This window comes from Micromonospora tarensis (genome assembly GCF_016803395.1).
GTDB classification, from domain to species: domain Bacteria; phylum Actinomycetota; class Actinomycetes; order Mycobacteriales; family Micromonosporaceae; genus Micromonospora; species Micromonospora tarensis.
Genome location: NZ_JAEVHL010000005.1, coordinates 65,390 through 83,181, shown reverse-complemented (window position 1 = coordinate 83,181; position 17,792 = coordinate 65,390). Strand labels below are relative to the sequence as shown.

General features: G+C 69.8%; 15 protein-coding genes and 1 pseudogene. 7 read left to right on the top strand and 9 right to left on the bottom strand.

Annotation, left to right across the window (positions count from 1 at the left end; translation table 11 throughout):
- Nucleotides 1–20: 20 nt before the first annotated feature.
- The 5 genes from JM949_RS02435 to JM949_RS02415 form a co-directional block, all read right to left on the bottom strand.
- Entirely contained in the window at nucleotides 21–1,268 is a 1,248-nt protein-coding gene (locus JM949_RS02435) for an ROK family transcriptional regulator (RefSeq protein WP_203146818.1), read from the bottom strand.
- A gap of 112 nt (nucleotides 1,269–1,380) precedes the next feature.
- Complete coding sequence (locus tag JM949_RS02430; RefSeq protein ID WP_203146817.1) at nucleotides 1,381–2,487, bottom strand: substrate-binding domain-containing protein; 1,107 nt, start codon at nucleotides 2,485–2,487, stop codon at nucleotides 1,381–1,383.
- 51 nt (nucleotides 2,488–2,538) lie between these two features.
- Nucleotides 2,539–3,837 (bottom strand): multiple monosaccharide ABC transporter permease, encoded by a 1,299-nt coding sequence (gene mmsB, locus JM949_RS02425; RefSeq protein ID WP_203146816.1) that lies wholly within the window; start codon nucleotides 3,835–3,837, stop codon nucleotides 2,539–2,541.
- On the bottom strand, nucleotides 3,834–5,381 hold the full coding sequence (mmsA, locus tag JM949_RS02420; protein WP_203146815.1) for a multiple monosaccharide ABC transporter ATP-binding protein: 1,548 nt from the start codon (nucleotides 5,379–5,381) through the stop codon (nucleotides 3,834–3,836). Before mmsA ends, mmsB begins: the two co-directional genes overlap by 4 nt.
- 543 nt (nucleotides 5,382–5,924) lie before the next feature.
- Complete coding sequence (locus JM949_RS02415; protein ID WP_203146814.1) at nucleotides 5,925–7,103, bottom strand: alcohol dehydrogenase catalytic domain-containing protein; 1,179 nt, start codon at nucleotides 7,101–7,103, stop codon at nucleotides 5,925–5,927.
- Nucleotides 7,104–7,242: 139 nt separating this feature from the next.
- Here JM949_RS02415 and JM949_RS02410 point away from each other — a divergent pair.
- Both JM949_RS02410 and JM949_RS02405 read left to right on the top strand, forming a co-directional pair.
- Nucleotides 7,243–7,704 (top strand): annotated as a pseudogene (locus JM949_RS02410) (TetR/AcrR family transcriptional regulator); the annotation flags it as partial.
- A 118-nt stretch (nucleotides 7,705–7,822) separates the two neighbouring features.
- Nucleotides 7,823–8,653: an alpha/beta fold hydrolase gene (locus JM949_RS02405; protein WP_203146813.1), complete on the top strand. Its 831-nt coding sequence runs from the start codon at nucleotides 7,823–7,825 to the stop codon at nucleotides 8,651–8,653.
- Between the two features lie 49 nt (nucleotides 8,654–8,702).
- Here JM949_RS02405 and JM949_RS02400 read toward each other — a convergent pair whose 3' ends face one another.
- The 3 genes from JM949_RS02400 to JM949_RS02390 all read right to left on the bottom strand — a co-directional run bounded on the left by JM949_RS02400 (nucleotide 8,703) and on the right by JM949_RS02390 (nucleotide 10,895).
- Complete coding sequence (locus JM949_RS02400) at nucleotides 8,703–9,677, bottom strand: hypothetical protein (RefSeq protein WP_203146812.1); 975 nt, start codon at nucleotides 9,675–9,677, stop codon at nucleotides 8,703–8,705.
- Nucleotides 9,674–10,021 carry a PadR family transcriptional regulator gene (locus tag JM949_RS02395; protein WP_203146811.1) on the bottom strand — a complete coding sequence of 116 codons (348 nt, stop codon included), beginning with the start codon at nucleotides 10,019–10,021 and terminating at the stop codon, nucleotides 9,674–9,676. The genes JM949_RS02400 and JM949_RS02395 overlap by 4 nt, the downstream gene beginning before the upstream one ends.
- A gap of 157 nt (nucleotides 10,022–10,178) precedes the next feature.
- Nucleotides 10,179–10,895 (bottom strand): SDR family NAD(P)-dependent oxidoreductase, encoded by a 717-nt coding sequence (locus tag JM949_RS02390; protein WP_203146810.1) that lies wholly within the window; start codon nucleotides 10,893–10,895, stop codon nucleotides 10,179–10,181.
- Between the two features lie 71 nt (nucleotides 10,896–10,966).
- On the opposite strand from JM949_RS02390, the gene JM949_RS02385 reads away from it, so the two are divergent.
- The 3 genes from JM949_RS02385 to JM949_RS02375 all read left to right on the top strand — a co-directional run bounded on the left by JM949_RS02385 (nucleotide 10,967) and on the right by JM949_RS02375 (nucleotide 14,644).
- Nucleotides 10,967–11,587 carry a TetR/AcrR family transcriptional regulator gene (locus JM949_RS02385; protein ID WP_203146809.1) on the top strand — a complete coding sequence of 207 codons (621 nt, stop codon included), beginning with the start codon at nucleotides 10,967–10,969 and terminating at the stop codon, nucleotides 11,585–11,587.
- Nucleotides 11,588–11,697: 110 nt separating this feature from the next.
- Nucleotides 11,698–13,191, top strand: coding sequence for an ABC transporter permease (locus JM949_RS02380; RefSeq protein ID WP_203146808.1), 1,494 nt, complete (start codon nucleotides 11,698–11,700; stop codon nucleotides 13,189–13,191).
- Nucleotides 13,178–14,644 (top strand): aminotransferase class V-fold PLP-dependent enzyme, encoded by a 1,467-nt coding sequence (locus tag JM949_RS02375; protein WP_203146807.1) that lies wholly within the window; start codon nucleotides 13,178–13,180, stop codon nucleotides 14,642–14,644. The genes JM949_RS02380 and JM949_RS02375 overlap by 14 nt, the downstream gene beginning before the upstream one ends.
- A 9-nt stretch (nucleotides 14,645–14,653) precedes the next feature.
- On the opposite strand, the gene JM949_RS02370 is transcribed toward JM949_RS02375, so the two are convergent.
- On the bottom strand, nucleotides 14,654–15,052 hold the full coding sequence (locus JM949_RS02370; RefSeq protein ID WP_203146806.1) for a hypothetical protein: 399 nt from the start codon (nucleotides 15,050–15,052) through the stop codon (nucleotides 14,654–14,656).
- A 354-nt stretch (nucleotides 15,053–15,406) separates the two neighbouring features.
- Between JM949_RS02370 and JM949_RS02365 the strand changes: the two genes are divergently transcribed.
- Nucleotides 15,407–16,618: a family 16 glycosylhydrolase gene (locus JM949_RS02365; RefSeq protein WP_203146831.1), complete on the top strand. Its 1,212-nt coding sequence runs from the start codon at nucleotides 15,407–15,409 to the stop codon at nucleotides 16,616–16,618.
- Between the two features lie 116 nt (nucleotides 16,619–16,734).
- Nucleotides 16,735–17,757 (top strand): DUF4331 family protein, encoded by a 1,023-nt coding sequence (locus JM949_RS02360; protein WP_203146805.1) that lies wholly within the window; start codon nucleotides 16,735–16,737, stop codon nucleotides 17,755–17,757.
- Nucleotides 17,758–17,792: the final 35 nt, after the last annotated feature.

Sequence of the window (17,792 nt, the reverse complement as noted above, 5' to 3'; positions counted from 1 at the left end):
AGCCGGCCCACGCACACCTGTCAGTCGGCCGAACCGGCGACGCCGACGTTGAGCGGATCGGCCAGCAGCTTGTCGAAGGCCAGTTCGGCGGCGCCGATCAGGACGGCGTCGCGGCCGAGCGCGGCGGCGCGCAACCGCAGGTGCTCCCGGGCGCCCGGCAGCGGCATGGTGTCCAACCGACGGCGAACCGTCTCCGCCCCGGCGGTGAAGATGTCGCGCAGCGACCCACCGAACACCACGGCGTCCGGGTTGACCACGTTGACCAGGTTCGCCACGCCGAAGCCGAGCCAGTCGGCGACCTGCTCGACCGCCTCCCGGGCGGTCCGGTCGCCGTCGGCCGCCGCGCGCAGCACCTCGGCCACCGCGGCGCGGTCACTCGGATCCCGGCCCGCGTGTCGCAGCAACGCCGCCTCGGAGATCTCGGTCTCCCAGCAGCCACGTGAGCCGCAGCCGCAGGGCAGGCCGTTCGGGTTGACCACCATGTGACCGACCTTGCCGCTGTGGCCCCGGTGACCGATCATCAGTCGGCCGCCGACGATGATGCCGGCGCTGATGCCCAGGTCACCGTGCAGGTAGATGACGTCGTCGATGCCCACCGCGACGCCACGGACGTGCTCGGCCAGGCCGGCGATGTCGGCCAGGTCACCGGCCACGAATCCGGGGCCGGCACCGAACTCCGCCGCTAGCGCGCTGCCGAGCGTCTCGTCGATGCTGGCGATCCGGACCCGCCCGTCTGGGTCACGGGTGGTGTCGGTGACCGCCGCGGCACCGCCGACCAGCAGCGTGTCGCTGGCCACGGACCGTTCCATGTCACGGACCAGGTCGGCGAGGGGCCCGACGGCGTCGACCGCCGACATGCCAGTGGGTCGTGCGATCTCCCGCCGATCGAGGATCTGCCCGCCGAGACCGACCCGGGCGGCACGCAGCCGGTCCGCGTCGATGCTCAACGCGTGCGCGTAGACCCGGTCGGAGCGGGGACTGACCACCAGTGAGGGGCGGCCGGCGCGGCGGGTGCTGGTCGGTGCCTCCTCGGTGACCAGGCCACTGGCGACCAGATCCGCCGCGAGGGCGCCGATGGTGCTCCGGTTGAGGCCGAGCCGGCTGGTCAGCTCAGCCCGGGACGTCGGCCCGTGTAGGTGTGTGTAGCGCAGTACAGCGCCGAGGTTCTGCCGCCGGATCTCCTCCTGGCTGGCGCCGGGGAGCGACGGCAGCGGGGATTCGGGATTGCGGCCGACGCCGGCTGGCCTGGACCGGACGGGTGTCGCCACGGTCAGACCTCCTTCCGGGTCGATGCCGGTTGGTGCGGGGGCGCGAGGACGACGATGGGTCCCGGAAGAGGAGATCCGGGACCCATCGGCGTTGCTGCCTACCGTGCGGTGATTACTTGGTGAGCGGCGCGAGCTTCGGGTCGTTGGCGTACGCCTCGACCACGTTCGCCTTGGTGACGGCGACCGGCGGGAGCAGGAACGTGTCGACGACCTTGCTGCCGTTGTTGTAGGACTTGGTGTCGTTCACCTGCGGGGCGTTACCGGCCTGGAGAGCCTTGACCATGTTGATGGTCTCCTTCACCAGGTTGCGGGTGTCCTTGTTGATCGTCATGTACTGCTCACCCTTGACGATCGACTTGACCGACTCGACCTCGGAGTCCTGGCCGGTGACCACCGGGATCGGCTTGCCAGCGCCCTTGACCGAGGTCAGGATCGCGCGGGCCAGGGTGTCGTTCGGGGAGAGGACGCCGTCCAGCTCCTTGCTGCCGTAGGTCGAGGTCAGCAGCTGGTCCATGCGGGCCTGCGCACCCTCGGCCTTCCAGCCCTGGATGGCGGTCTGCTTGACGTCCTTCTGACCCGAGGCGACGACGACGTTGCCCTTGTCGATCTCCGGCTTGAGCACGTCCATCGCACCGTTGAAGAAGACACCGGCGTTGTTGTCGTCCGGCGAGCCGGAGAACAGCTCGATGTTGTACGGGCCGTTCGGCTTCTTGGCCTTCATGCCGTCCAGCAGGGCCTGGCCCTGGAGCTGGCCGACCTTGAAGTTGTCGAACGCGACGTAGTAGTCGAGGTCCGGCGTGTTGGTGATGAGCCGGTCGTACGCGATCACCTTGGCGCCGGCGGCGTGCGCCGCGGCGACCTGGGTCGCCAGCTGCGCGGCGTCGGTCGCGCCGATGACGATGACCTTGGCGCCCTTGGTGGTCATGGCGGTGATCTGGGCCTGCTGGTCGGCGACAGTGGTCGACGCGCCGGCGTACTGCACGTCAGCCTGGAAACCGGCCTCCTTGAGACCGTTGCTGAACAGGTCACCGGCGAGGACCCAGTTCTCCGAGGTCTTGGCCGGCAGGGCGACACCGATCAGGGAGTTCGCCGCGAAGCCCTTGGCGTCGCCGCCACCCGAGCTGCCGGAGTCGCCGTCGCGGCCGGAGCCGCAGCCGGCCAGGGCCAGCATGGCGGCGGCGCTGATGGCCACCACCGACGTGCCGAAGAATTTACGCATGGTGAGGACTTGCCTTTCTGGATGTGAGACGGGTGGAGAGGTCGGTGGCCGTCAGCCGGACACCGCTGCCTTGGCGGGCTCGCGCTCCGCGTCCGGCGGTGAGGCGGGTGGGGTGGAGTCCTCGCGGCGGAACGGCCGCATCAGGCTCCCGATGATGGAGAAGCGGCCCTGGCTCTTGTTGTAGACGTCGAGCGCGACGGCCAGCAGCAGGACCAGGCCCTTGATGATCTGGACCTTGTCGGTGCCCACGCCCTGGAGCTGGAGGCCGTTGTTGAGCACGGCCATGACCAGACCACCGACGATCGAACCGCTGATGGTGCCGATGCCGCCGGCGACGGCCGCGCCACCGATGAAGACCGCGGCGATGGCGTCCAACTCCCAGCCGTTGCCGTCCTGCGGGCCGGATGCCTGCGAACGGGCCACGAAGATCATGCCGGCCAGCGCGGCCAGGACGGACATGTTCATCATGACGAGGAAGTTGACCCGCCTGAGCTTCACGCCGGACAGCTCGGCCGCCCGGGAGTTGCCGCCCACCGCGTAGATGTGCCGGCCGCCGGCCGTGTTGCGGGTGTAGAAGGAGTACGCGATGACCAGCGCCACCAGGATGATGCCGGAGATCGGGAAGCTGGTGCCGACGCGACCGCTGGCGAAGCGCAGCGCCGCGAAGGCGATCGCCCCGACCATGACGGCCATCCGCAGGATCGAGATCCACATGGGCGCCGGGTCGGCGTCCATCGCCCGACGGGTCTTGCGGGCCTGAAGCTCGCGCCACACCACCGCCACCGCGGCGGCCAGACCGAGCAGCAGCGTCGCGTTGTTGTAGCCGGTGTTCGGGCCGAACTCGGGCAGGAAGCCGGAGCCGATCTCCCGGAAGCCCTCCGGCACCGGAATGCTCTGCGCGTTGCCGATGAACTGGTTGCCGCCGCGGAACAGCAGCATGCCGGCCAGGGTGACGATGAACGCCGGCACCCCGATGTACGCCACCCAGAAGCCCTGCCAGGCGCCGATCACCGCGCCGATGGCGAGGCCGAACACGATGGCGGCGGGCCAGGGCAGGTCCCACTCCGTCATCGACTTGGCGACCAGGATGCCGGTGAAGGCGGCAACCGAGCCGACCGAGAGGTCGATGTGCCCGGCGACGATCACCATGAGCATGCCGATGGCCAGGATCAGGATGTACGAGTTCTGCTGGAACAGCGCGATCAGGTTGTCCGACCGCAGCGTCAGCCCATCAGTCCAGATCTGGAAGATCAGGACGATCGCCACCAGGGTGAAGATCATCCCGAACTGGCGGGCGTTGGAGGTCGTGCCTCCAAACAGGTTCTTCTGAAGGTCCTTGATACGGCTCATCGGGTGGCCAACTTCTTCGTCGAGGTCATCTGCTTCATGAGGGTCTCCGGGTCCGCGTCCGCCCGAGCGATCTCGCCCGTGATGGCGCCTTCGAACACGGTGTAGATGCGGTCGCAGAGCCCGATCAGCTCAGGCAGCTCCGAGGAGATGACGATGACGCCCTTCCCCTGGTCGGCGAGCCGCTGGATGATGCCGTAGATCTCGTACTTGGCGCCGACGTCGATGCCGCGGGTCGGCTCGTCGAGGATCAGCAGGTCCGGGTCGGTGAACATCCACTTGGCCAGGACGACCTTCTGCTGGTTGCCGCCGGAGAGCTTGGAGACGCTCTCGTCGACCGTCGGGGCCTTGGTCCGCAACTCCTTGCGGTACGCCTCGGCCGCCTGGTACTCCTCGACCTCGTTCAGCACGCCGTGGTGCGAGATCTTGGCCAGCTTGGCGGCCACCGTCGACGTCTTGATGTCGTCGAGCAGGTTGAGGCCGAGCGCCTTGCGGTCCTCGCTGACGTACGCGAGCCCGTTGTCGATGGCGTCCGCCACCGACTTCAGGACGATCTCCTTGCCGTCCTTGATGATCGTCCCCGACTCGTACACCCCGTAGGAGCGGCCGAAGACGCTCATCGCGAGTTCGGTGCGGCCGGCGCCCATCAGGCCGGCGAAGCCGACGATCTCGCCACGGCGCACCACGAAGCTCTCGTTCTTGCAGACCTGCCGCTCGGCGGAGATCGGGTGCCGGACGTTCCAGTTACGCACCTCGAAGAAGACGTCGCCGATCTTCGGGGTGTGGTCCGGGAAGCGGCTGCTCAGCTCGCGGCCGACCATGCCCCGCACGATCCGGTCCTCGTCGACCCCGTCCGCCTTGACGTCGAGGGTCTCCACGGTCCGGCCGTCCCGCAGGATGGTGATCTGGTCGGCGATCGCCTCGATCTCGTTCAGCTTGTGCGAGATCATGATCGAGGTGATGCCCCGCGAGCGGAAGCCGCGCAGCAGGTCCAGCAGGTGCCGGGAGTCGGCCTCGTTGAGCGCGGCCGTCGGCTCGTCCAGGATGAGCAGCTTCACGTCCTTGGCGAACGCCTTGGCGATCTCCACGAGCTGCTGCTTGCCGACGCCGATGTCCTTGACCAGGGTGTCCGGGTCTTCCTCCAGACCGACCCGGGCCATCAGGTCCAGGGCCATCCGGTTCGCGGCCTTCCAGTCGATCGCGCCCCGCTTGCGCGGTTCGTTGCCGAGGAAGATGTTCTCGGCGATCGACATGCCCGGAATGAGCGCGAGCTCCTGGTGGATGATCACGATTCCGGCGTTCTCGCTGGCCCGGATGTCGGAGTACCTGGCCTCCGCACCCTGGTAGACGATCTGGCCGTCGTAGCTGCCGTACGGGTAGACCCCGCTGAGCACCTTCATCAGCGTGGACTTGCCCGCACCGTTCTCGCCGCAGATGGCATGGATCTCGCCGGCGCGAACCACCAGGTTGACGTCGGAGAGGGCCTTGACTCCAGGGAACTCCTTGGTGATGGAGCGCATCTCAAGGAGGATGGGCACGTCGCTCATCGCTCGTACCACCTCGCCAACGTCATCGGTTGCCTCCGGAAGGTTGAACCTTCACTTGGTTTTGTTGTTGACGGCAACGTATTGCGGCCGAAGGGCCATCCGCAAGGCGAGAGGCTGTTGAAAAAGTAACAATCCGGCAATATAGACGTAGCAGAGTATTCGCCCGTCACAGCTACCTCAACAGCCCCTGGGGGCACCTTGGCCTGTCGGTGGCAACGTTGTCAAATGGAAGACGACGCACGATCGACTCCGGTCACCCTCGACAGGCCCGCCACCAGGCACGATCCATCACCGGCCGGAGCGGGGGCGGCGGGCAGCGCGCCCCTCGTCATTGAATGATCTTGATGGCGCCGGGACGCTCCCGTCGCATCCACGACGGCCCGACGATCCTCGGTCGACTGTGTGACCCACGCCTCTGCCCGCCGACCGGATCGACAATGATCATCTGGTCAGGCTCAGGACCAGGAAGCGGACAGGTGACTTAACGTCCCTTAAGAGTGAATCGGGGTGGTCCGCCGCTACCGCGCCCGCCATGCCGGCCGATCAGGACGGGCGCAGCACCGCCTTGATCACCCCGTCTTCCCGGCGGTCGAAGCGGCGGTACAGCTCAGGGGCGTCGGCGAGGGTGCCGTGGTGGGTGACGATCATGCTGGGTCGCGCTCGGCCGGCGACGATCAGGTCCCGCAGCAGGACCGTGTAACGGCGGTCGTGGGTGCGACCGAACCGGACCGCCACCCCCTTGCTGAACAGCGCTCCCCACGGCGCGACCAGGTCCTCCTGGCCGTCCGCGCCGGGGCCGGGGTGCGGGTCGCGCTCCGGGTACACGCCCGCCACCGCGATCGCGCCGGCGGCGTTGACCAGCCGGGCCGCGTCGGCGATGACCTGGTTCGGACGCTCCCGGTCAGGACGCTCCCGGTCGCGGGCCTGGAAACCGACCGCGTCGATGACCTTGTCGACCCCACCCAACTTCTCCGCGCCGAGCGGCAACCCCGCCCGGGCCCGGTCGGCGCGGATCTGCTCGACCGGGTCGCCCCGGCGGAAGTCGATCGGCACGGCGCCGATCTCGCCGGCCTTGTCCAGCCGGGCGTCGACGCCGTCGACGCTGTACACGACCCGCGCGCCGCGCAGCAGCGCCGAGTAGGCGCCGAGCAGGCCGATGGTGCCGGCGCCGAACACCGCCACCGTGTCGCCGGGCTCGACCTCGGCGAGGGTGGCGGCGGCGTGCCACCCGGTGACGAACGCGTCGGCGAGCAGGACGAAGTCGTCCTCGTGCGCGTCCCCCGGCTCACCGGGCACGGCCACGCAGTTGGCGTCGGCCCACGGCACCCGCAGCAACTCGGCCTGTGCGCCCCGGTACGGGCCCATGCCGGCGTAGCCGTACGCCGCGCCCGGCCCCTCGGCCCGAGCCCGCAGACAGGCGGCCGAGAGCCCACGGGCACACATCACACACGTCCCGCAGAACAGGTGCGTGGGAATCACCACCCGGCTGCCCGGCCGGACGGTCTGCACCGCGCTGCCCGCCTCCTGCACCACACCCAGCGGCTCGTGGCCGAGCACCAGCCCGGGGCCGGCGCTGGTGCGTCCGTCGTACATGTGCAGATCGGTGCCGCACAGGGCGGTGGAGGTGATCCGGACCAGCACGTCGGTCTCCGCCTCCAGCACCGCGTCGGGCACCTCCCGCACCTCGACCGACCGGACGTCCTCGTACACGACGGCTCTCATCCCGGCTCTCCCGTTCGGCGGCGGAACGGCCGGTCTTCCCTCGACCGGCCGGTCCATACCTGGCCGCCGGGAGAGGAGACCCCTCGGTGCTGTTATCTTAGGGCCCCTAAGTTTCTTCCTAGCGAGCGAAAGGTCCGGCATGCCCCGGCAGGGTTTGACAAGCACCCGGGTTTCGGCCGCCGCCGCCGAGTTGGCGGACTCGGTCGGTCTGTCCCGGGTGACCGTCGCGGCCGTCGCCCGACACTTCGGTGTCTCGGACGCCGCCCTGTACGCGCACGTCCGCAGTCGCGACGCGTTGATCGAGCAGGTCGCGGTCCGGGCGGCGGCCACGTTCGCCGACGCACTCGCGCTCGCCGTGGCGGGACGGGCCGGCCGGCACGCGCTCGTCGGGTTCGCCGACGCCTGGCGCGCGTTCGCCGTCACCCACCCGGGGCAGTACGCCGCGACCCAGCTCCCGTTGCCGCCCGAGGTCGGCGCGGGTTCGGCGGGGCACCTGCGCCTGATCGAGTTGAGCTACGCGACGCTGCGGGGGTACGGGCTCGACGAACCGGCCCGCACCGACGCGATGCGCTTCGTCCGCAGCACCTTCCACGGCTTCACCAGCCTCGAAACCGTCGACGTTTCGGGCATCCCCGGGCGGTCGACGCGTCCTGGCGCTCGATCCTCGACGCGGTGCACACCACGCTCACCAACTGGCCCACCAAGACGCAGGAGCAGAAGTGAACAGCCACGACGAGTCCATCACCTCCGCCGACGGGACCAGGCTGGTGGTCCGCCGTCTGGGCACCGGCGACCCCGTCGTCCTCGTGCACGGCTCCGGCGGTGGGCTGCACTCCTGGGCCACCGTCGCCGAGCACCTGGCCCACCACCACGAGGTGTGGCTGCCGGCCCGGCGCGGGTACGGCCCGAGCGACGTACCGCCCGGCCGCAAGTCGTTCGCGGACGAGACAGGCGACCTGATCGCCGTCTTGGCGGCGGCCCGCCGACCCTCGGGAAAGCCGGTCCATCTCGTCGGGGCGTCCTACGGAGCGACCCTGGCACTGCACACCACCGCGGTTGATCCGCGCGACGTACGCTCCCTGGCCGTCTTCGAACCCCCGCTGTACGCGGCCGGAGCGGAGACCGCGGCTCTGCTCGACACGTACCGCGCCGCCTTCGAGCGCGCCGACGCCGAGGCGATGGCGGCGGCGCTGAACGGCGTGACCCGGGTTCCGGCGAAGATCGTCGCCGCGCTCACCGCCGCCGCTGCCACCCAGCGGCCCGACCCGGTGGAGGCACGCCGCTCGGCGGTCGGGTGGCTGCACGATCTCGAGGCGCTCGCCGGGGACAGCACGGACACCGCCCGGTGGTCCTCGATCACGGTGCCGACCCTGCTGCTGTCCGGCGCGGACACCTGGGAGCCGATGCCGACGACGATGAGAGCCCTCGCGACGGCGATCCCGGCGGCGCGGCACGTCGTCTGGGCCGGCCAGTCACATTTCGTGACCCGGACGGCACCCGCCCTGGTCGCCGACGCGCTGCGGCAGTTCTTCGCCGAACTCCCGGCCTAGGTGCTGTCTCGCCGACCCTGAGGGTCGCTCGCTGACCCGAAGCTGGTGTTCAGCGCATCACTGGTTCATCGGGTGGCAGCGACCGCACCTCGGGCTCGTGGCGACGGGCGAGGTGACTGATGCCAGTCATGGTGGCAGCGATCACCGTGATGAGGATTGCCAGTGGTAGCGGCTGACCGTCGAAGTGCCGCATCGCCATGGTGGAGAGCAGCGGGTCGGGGACGAGCCAGCCGGCGACGAAGCCGGTGAGTCCGAGGCCGATGACGACCGCCGGCCGGTGGCGGCGGACTGCGAAGGCGACGCCGACAGCGGCGATGGCGGCGGTGAGGATCCCGATGACCGTCGGCACGGCGTCGGGAACGTACACGCCGTGGCGTCCCCATTCCCCGGTGCCCTTCCAGGCGAGTGTGCCGAGCGGGACGAGGGACCACCAGAACAGGCGCGGCCGGGGCGCGGTCCACCGCTCACGGTCAGCGATCGCGAGCAGGACGAAGATCAGGACCGGTACGGCGTACGCGACGAGTTGTTGCCCGGGGTCGATTCCCAGGCCGGCACCGCTGAACACGTCGACGAGGAACCAACCAACGGTGACCGTCAGGAGCATCGCCTGCAGGGTGAGGGCGGTCCGGGTCGCGCCGCACAGCCAGGCGATCAGCGGTGCGAGGGGCAGCAGGCCGAGCGCGACCATCTGCGGCCAGCTGGAGGTGATGGCCGGCATGTCGGTGGCGAGGACGGCGCCGGTGAACAGGTCCAGGGTGTCACCGGCGGGCTGGGTGCCGGCGGCGACGAGCAGGGCACTGAGTCCGGTGGTGAGGGCCGCGGTGGTGACCGGCGTCGTGAGTCGCAGCCGGATCGCCAGGGCGATGATGTTCAGTGTCTCGTGCCGGCTTGGGTGTCGACGGCCGTGGTCGAGGTCCAGCAGCAGTCCGAGCAGTTCCTCGCCGCGGGTGTTGCGGTGGCTGGCTGGCAGTAGGCGCAGCAGTCGTCGATAACGTCGCTCCAGCGGGCTCATGCCGGGGTTCATCCGCTGGTCCCGAGGCGCGGGGCGGTGCGGGCGGCGCGCTTGTTGAGGCGCTCCTCGGCGAGCCGGACCGCGGTGGCCATCCGCAAGCTCTCGGCGCGGATGGCGTCCGCCCCCGCGTCGGTCAGTCGGTAGAAACGGCGTAGCCGGCCCTTCTCCACCTCGTCGTGGTCCGGGGCGATGAGCCCTTGGGTGACGAGGCGGTCGAGGGCTCCGTAGAGGGTGCCGGCGCGTAACCGAATCCTGCCGTCGGTCATCTCGTCGACCTCCGTCACCACGGCATAGCCGTGCCGAGGTTGGTCGGCGAGGGCGGAGAGGATCAGGAGCGTCTGCTCACTGATTTCCATGGGCTATATATATCGCACGGCGGTATATATAGCAACGACGTTGCCCGCGAATCCTCTGGGTTCAGCCTTGATCCGCGAGAGAGCACCCAGCCGTCTCGCCCGGGAGGGCGGCGGCGGCCGGGTGCCGGCGCCGCCTGCCCTCCTCGGTGCCCGCGTATCAGTGGCCGGCGTTCTGGCCGCCGTCGACGTGCAGGATCTCGCCGGTGACGAACGGCGCGGACTCGAGGTAGACGACGGCGTCGACCACGTCACCGGTCTCGCCCATCCGGCCCATCGGGTGCAGGCCCGCGAGCGTCTGGTGCGTCTCGACCGGGTGCATCGGGGTCTTGATGATGCCGGGCGCGACGGCGTTGACCCGTACGCCGCGGGCCGCGTACTCGATGGCCAGGGACTTCGTGGCGGAGCTGAGACCGCCCTTGGTCAACGACGCGAGCACCGACGGAACGTTGGAGTTGGGCTGGTCGACGAAGCTGGTCGTGATCGAGACGATGTGCCCGCCGCCGTCGGCCTCCAGGTGCGGCAGGGCACGCCGGGTGAGGTGGAAGAACCCGGCGAGGTTGATCCCGGTCACCAGGTCGAACTCCTCGTCGGTGTAGTCGGTGAACGGCTTGGCGACGAAGACGCCGGCGTTGTTCACCAACGTGTCGATCCGCCCGAAGCGCTCCAGGGCGGCGTCCACCACCCGCTGCGCCGTGTCCGCGTCGGCGATGTCGCCCCGGACCGTGACGATCTCCGGGTCGTCGGAACCGGCGATGGATCGCGAGGTCGCGACCACCCCGTACCCGAGCTTGCGGTAGGCGTTCACCAGCTCGGCGCCGATGCCCTGGGAGGCACCCGTGATCAGGACGACCTTCTGCCCCTGCGTGCTGCTCATGAGAGAACCAACTCTCTTACTAGACGACTGGTCTACTAAAAGCTAGCCGACCGGTCGTGTATCGTCAAAGCATGGGACGGACCAGTGACGCGCGGAACAAGATCCTCGACGCGGCCGCCGCGCTGATCGAGCAGCGCGGCTACTCGGCGCTCGGCGTGGCCGAGATCTGCGCGGTGGCCGGCGTGCCGAAGGGCAGCTTCTACTACTTCTTCGAGTCCAAGCAGGCGCTCGCCCGCACCGTCATCGACGAGCACTGGGCCACCCAGCGCCGGCAGTGGGAGCAGTTGCTCGGCGGCGGGGAGAGCCCGCTGCGGCGGCTACGGGACCTGTTCGAGGCGACCGAGGAGATCCAGCGCAGCGGCCAACAGAAGGCCGGGGTGGTCGCTGGTTGCCTGTTCGGCAACCTCGCCCTCGAACTCAGCAACCAGGCCGAGGAGATCCGCGCTCGGCTTCAGGAGATCTTCGACGAGCAGATCGATCTCATCGAGCAGGTCGTCGTCGAGGCGAAGGAGAGCGGCCTGGCCGGCCCGTCGGTCGACAGCCGGGAGGCGGCCCGATCCATCGTCGCCCAGATCGAGGGACGGGTGCTGCTCGCGAAGCTGCTCAACGATCCGGCCCAGCTGGAGATGCTGTGGCGCAACTGCCTGGATCTTCTCCAGGTGCCGCTGGAGGCACGGGCCGCGATCGACTGAACGGTCGAGGATGGCCGACCGTCCACTCTGGGCGCACCGCCCCGGCACTCAGTAACATCGGCGAGGCACGATGTTCAGGCGGCCCTCACCGACCGGATCGGGCACTCGACATGACGACCGAACAGACCACGTCTCCCCCACGTGCCGGTGTCGGCATCGTCGCCCAGCGACTGGGTCAGAGTGTCCGTGGCGGTCGACCGATCCTGGACGACATCTCCCTCGGCATCGCCCCGGGTGAGCTGGTCGCGATCATCGGCGCCAGCGGCGCCGGTAAGACCACCCTGTTGGAGACCCTCGCCGGGATACGGGTGCCGACCACGGGCAGCGTGGCGTACGACGGCGTCGTCACGGCGGGCGCCATCGGCGTCGTTCCGCAGGACGACATCATCCATCGGGAGCTGCCCCTGGCGCACACCCTGCGCTACGCCGCCCGGCTGCGTCCGGCCCGCCTCGCCGGACCGGCCGGGGTCGTGGTGCTCACCACCCACCAGGTCACCGACGTGGAGCATTGCGACCGGGTCGTCGTGCTGACCCGCCAGGGCCGGCTGGCGTTCGCCGGCACTCCCGCCGCCGCCCGGGACTTCTTCGGCCTACGGTCCCTCGTCGAGGTGCACCTGCGGCTCGACGAGGCGGCGCACCCCGCCGAGTGGCCCGCGCGCTTCGCCGAGCAGCGCCAAGCCGACCCGCCCGCCGGTCCGACGCAGCGCGACGCCGACCCGCCCGCCAGCACGAGCGGCGACGTCGACCGCGAAGCGCAGGCGCCCCGGCGGGTCGGTCGGCTGCGTCAGTGGGCCGTGCTCACCACGCGCAACGCGGAGATCGTCGCCCGCAATCGGCTGACCCTGGCGATCCTGCTCGGCTCACCGCTGATGGTGCTCGGCATGTTCGCGCTGCTGTTCCGTCCCGGCGCGTTCGACCCGACGCGGCCCAGCCCGGCCGTGACCGTGATGATCCTGTTCTGGATCGCGTTCGGCGGATTCTTCTTCGGGCTGACCTACGGGCTGCTACAGATCTGCACCGAGCTGCCCATCCTGCGCCGGGAGCGGCTGGCGGGGGTCCGGCTGGCGCCGTACCTGTTGGCGAAGGTCGCGGTGCTGCTGCCGCTGCTCGCCCTGGTGGACCTGGCGCTGCTCGGGGTGTTGCGCGGTATCGACCGGCTGCCGCCGGTCGGTGGGGCCGACTTCGCCGCCCTGTACGCGACAGTGCTGCTCTCCTCGGCGGCGGCGCTCGCCCTTGGTCTGCTGTGCTCCGCGGCGGTGTCCGATGCGGCCCAGGCGACGCTCCTGCTGCCGATGCTCTGCTTTCCCCAGGTGCTGTTCGTCGGCGCGATCCTGCCGGTGCCGGCGATGGCGGTCGGCGGCCAGTGGCTCAGCTACGCGATGTCGAACCGGTGGGCGTTCGAGGGATTGGGGCACACCGCCGGGGTCGAGCGGCTCTGGCGCGACGGCGGCTCACCGCTCGGCCCGCCACTGCTGGCCACGTACGGCGACAGCTTCGCCCGGCCGGTGTGGGTGAACTGGCTGGTGCTCGGCGGCTTCGTGGTGCTCTTCCTGATCGCCACCTGGGCGGTGCTGGCCCGAAGGGACTCCCGTGCCGCGTCCTGAGCCGACCCCGCACGCCTCCCCCGCGGCGTTGCCGGGATACGCCGCGACCGGCCGGATCGACGACCTGCGCGCCACCGAGTACCGACACCTGGACACCGACGGGCAGGTCTACCTCGACTACGCCGGGGCCGGGGTGGCGGCCCGGGCCCAGGTCCGCGAACATCATGACCGGCTGCTCGCCGGCCTGTACGGCAACCCGCACTCGGAGAACCCGACGAGTGTGGCGGCGGCTGCTCTGGTGGAATCGGCGCGCCGCGCGGTGCTCGACTTCTTCCGCGCGGACCCGGCCGAGTTCACAGTCGTCTTCACACCGAACGCCAGCGGCGCCTGCCGGCTGGTCGGCGAGGCCTTCGGCTTCGGCCCGGCCGCGCCGCTGGTGCTGACCTGGGACAACCACAACTCGGTGAACGGCATCCGGGAGTACGCCCGGTCAGCGAACGCGTCAGTCCGTTACGTGCCACTGCGCGGGCCGGAGCTGCGGGTCGCCGAGTCGGACCTGGTCGGGATGCTGGACGGCGGCCGGCGCAGGCTGGGCCGCTCGGTTCGGGCCGGTCGTCGAGGGCTGTTCGCGTTTCCGGCGCAGAGCAACTTCTCCGGTGTGCAGCACCCGCTGAGCTGGGTGACGGTGGCCCAGCAGCGCGGCTTCGACGTGCTGCTGGACGCCGCCGCCTTCGCGCCGACGAACCGACTGGACCTCAGCGTCGTCCGGCCTGATTTCGTCTGCCTGAGCTTCTACAAGATGTTCGGCTACCCCACCGGGGTCGGTGCGCTGCTGGCCCGCCGTGAGGCGCTGGCCCGGCTGCGCCGGCCGTGGTTCGCCGGCGGCACGATCCGCGCGGTCAGTGTGCAGGGCGACTGGCACCGGCCGATGGACGACGAGTCGGCGTTCGAGGACGGCACGCTCAACTTCCTGAGCATCCCGGACGTGGAGTTCGGGGTGCGCTGGCTCGACTCGATCGGCGTGGACGTCGTGCACTCCCGGGTCGCTCTGCTCACCGAATGGCTGCTGGAGCGGCTGGCCACCCTGCGGCACGACACCGGTGGGCCGCTGGTCCGGGTGTACGGGCCGACGACGGGCGTGGGGCGCGGCGGCACGGTGACGTTCAACCTCTACCACCCGGACGGCACGCTCGTCGACGAACGGCTCGTCGCGCGGGAGTCCGCGGCGGCCGGGTTCTCCCTGCGGACCGGTTGCTTCTGCAACCCGGGCGCGGGTGAGGGCGCGTTCGGGATCAGCCGGACGTCGACGCGGCGGCGGCTGCTGGCCCGGGTCGACACCATCGACCAGTACCTCTCCGCGCTGGACCTGCCGACGGGCGGGGCGGTGCGGGTCTCGTTCGGGCTGGCCTCCACCGCGACCGACGCGGAACGCTTCGTCGCCTTCGTCCAGTCGACCTATCTGAACCGTGACGTGAGCGCCGGTTCCGCGCTGCCGCCCCGGCTGCGCTGCTGACCCACCCGACTAACTGACCTGGGCCACCGGTGCGGGGCGGTGCTTGATCTCCTCCATGAACGGGAACCGGGCGGTGAGCTCGGTGACCGTCAGGCCGGTGCACCACGCCGCGGCCACCTGGGCGACCCGCAGCAGGTCCATGACGTCGCCGCGCGCGACAACCTCACCCGCGACCCGAAGGTCGATCATGAAGTAGCGGGCCTGCGAGCCGAGTTTCACGCAGACAACGCCCTCGTCAGAGCTCAACTCGGCGCAGGTGAACCGGGCCCGACCCTGCTCGGGGGCGGTCACCCGGCCGACGTCGAGCCCGTGCCGGGCAGCGGTTTCGATGAGCGCGGGGGCCAGACCACCCTGCTCGACCAGGTCCGGGTAGAGGCGCACACCCAGCGCCGTCGACGCCTCACTCATGACTGACTCCCACTTCCTTGTGACAGAGACCAGCAGCGTGCAGGTTACGGAAACGTTTCCGGCACGCCTCGCCATCCTGTCCCGGGTGGACGCCCCACGGCAATAGGAAAGGTCGATTCGACCGCTATCGAGGAGCACCCGTCCCGCCGACGGGTCACCGTCGTCCAGCTCGGAGAGATCGCTCGTCATCGGGTGGTAACGGACGGTCGCGGCATTGGCAACACTCTTGACAGAAGAGACACGATATCGACATGCTTCGTTGTGGAGAGCGCTCTCCGTTGCGCCACACCGCCTCCGCCACCTCCTGCTGAGGAGCCTCCCGTGTTCACAGCCCGTTTCCGTCCTCTCGTACTCATGGCGGTCGCCCTCGTCGCGACCACGTCAGCGCTCGTCCTTCCACCGCATCCCGACCGGGCCGAGGCCGCCATCGGCGCGATCAGTTGGCAGGACGAGTTCAACTCCCCGGCTGGCACGCCCGTCGACCAGAACAAGTGGCGGTTCGACATCGGCGGCGGCGGGTGGGGCAACAACGAACGGCAGTACTACACCAACAGCACCAGCAACGCCGTCCACGACGGCCAGGGCAACCTGGTGATCACCGCCCGCCGGGACAACCCCGCCAACTACCAGTGCCACTACGGGCGCTGCGAGTACACCTCGGCGCGCCTGCTGACCGCGGCCACCTTCACCCAGACCTACGGACGATTCGAGGCCCGGATCAAGATCCCACGCGGGCAGGGCATCTGGCCGGCGTTCTGGATGCTCGGCACCGGCGGCGGTTGGCCCGACGCCGGCGAGATCGACATCATGGAGAACATCGGCCGGGAACCCAACACCGTCTACGGCACCGTGCACGGCCCCGGCTACTCCGGTGGCGGGGGCATCACCGGCAGCCGCACCCTCGGCGGACCGCTCGCCGACGGCTTCCACACCTACCGGGTGGACTGGGAGCCGAACGTGATCACCTGGTACGTGGACGGGGTGCAGTACCACCGGGTCGACCCCGCCCGACTCGGCGGTAACCGGTGGGTGTTCGACCACCCCTTCTTCATGATCCTCAACGTGGCGGTCGGCGGTAACTGGCCCGGCTACCCGGACGGCTCCACCCAGTTCCCGCAGCAGATGCTCGTCGACTACGTGCGGGTGAACGGCTGGACCTCCGGCGGGGGCGAGCCGGCTCCCGGCACCAGCCGGATCAGGGGTGCCCAGAGCGGTCGCTGCATCGACATCCCCGGCGCCGACCCGGTCGAGGGCGCCAAGCTCCAGATCTGGGACTGCAACACCACCGCGGCCCAGAGTTGGACCTTCGCCTCCGACGGGACCATCCGCGCGATGGGCAAGTGCATGGATCCGGCCTGGGCCGGCACCGCCAACGGCACCGAGGTCAACCTGGTCAGCTGCAACGGCAACGCCGCCCAACGGTTCACCCTCAACGCCGCCGGTGACCTGGTCAACCTCAACGCCAACAAGTGCGTTGACGTACGCGAGGCCAACCCCAACAACGGCGGCAAGCTGCACCTGTGGGACTGCCTCGGGGCCGCCAACCAGAAGTGGTCCCGCATCTGACCACGCGGACGCGAGTGGGTGGCCGTTCGGGAACATCTCCGAACGGCCCATCGCCAGGTAGGTGTGCACCACTATGTTCGGATTAGTCCTAATATGGCTAATCCGGGAGTGAGTTCATGTCGCACCATCTCGACACCCCCCTCGCCGCCCAGGGCGGACAGCTCTACATCGACGACCTGTACGTCTTTGACGGCGACCGCGCCACGGTGTTCGTCATGGACGTCAACAGCTCGGTGACCAGGGCTGACATCAAGCGCGGCTTCCACGCCGAAGCGCGCTACGAGATCAAGATCCACATTAACGGCTCGGAGCTGGAGAACCTGACCTACCGGTTCGCCTTCGGTGAGCCCGACGGCAACAGCACCCAGACTCTCCAGCTGTACGAGCTGACCGGTGCCGACGCCGCGGACGACGCCGCGATGGGCACCCCCATCGCCGAGGGACGGACCGGTGCGGTGACGACCGGCGGCAACGTCCGAATCTGGGCCGGGCGAATCGCCGACCCGTTCTTCATCGACCTCGACGAACTCGCCACCATCAACGGCGCGGTCAAGAACGGGTCGGCGGTGGACCGCTCCGCCTGGCGCGCCGACCAGGCCAAGAACAGTTTCGCCGGCACGACCGTCGAGTCGATCGTGCTGGAGGTCTCCCACGACGAGCCGCTGCTGCGTGACGGCACCGAGATCGGTGTGTGGTGTCGCACCCTGCTGGCCACCGACGCCGGCGGCTGGCGCCAGATCAACCGCGCCGGCCACCCGATGATGTGGCCGATCTTCTGGCCGCACGACACCGACTTCTCCGATCCGGCCAACTTCCGCCATCCGAGCAAGGACCTCACCGAGGACGGCGAGGAGATCGCCAACGCGGTCGCCGGGGTCGTCGCGGCGAACGGCACCGCGCCGGACCCGCAGGCGTACGGCTGGAGCGTGGCCCGGCAGCTCTACCCCGACCTGCTGTCGTACCAGGTCGGCACGGCCGCGAACTACGGCTTCGCGGTGCGCAACGGCCGCACCATGGCCGACAACGTGCCCGAGGTGATGTTCTCCCTGGTCCTCAACACCGGCACCACATCCGGTCTCACCTCGGACGTCACCAAGGCCGCCCGCGCCGCCGCGTTCCCCTACGTGGTCCCGGCGTAGGTCCGCCCGCGCCGGCTCGACGGCAGCCCGGCGCC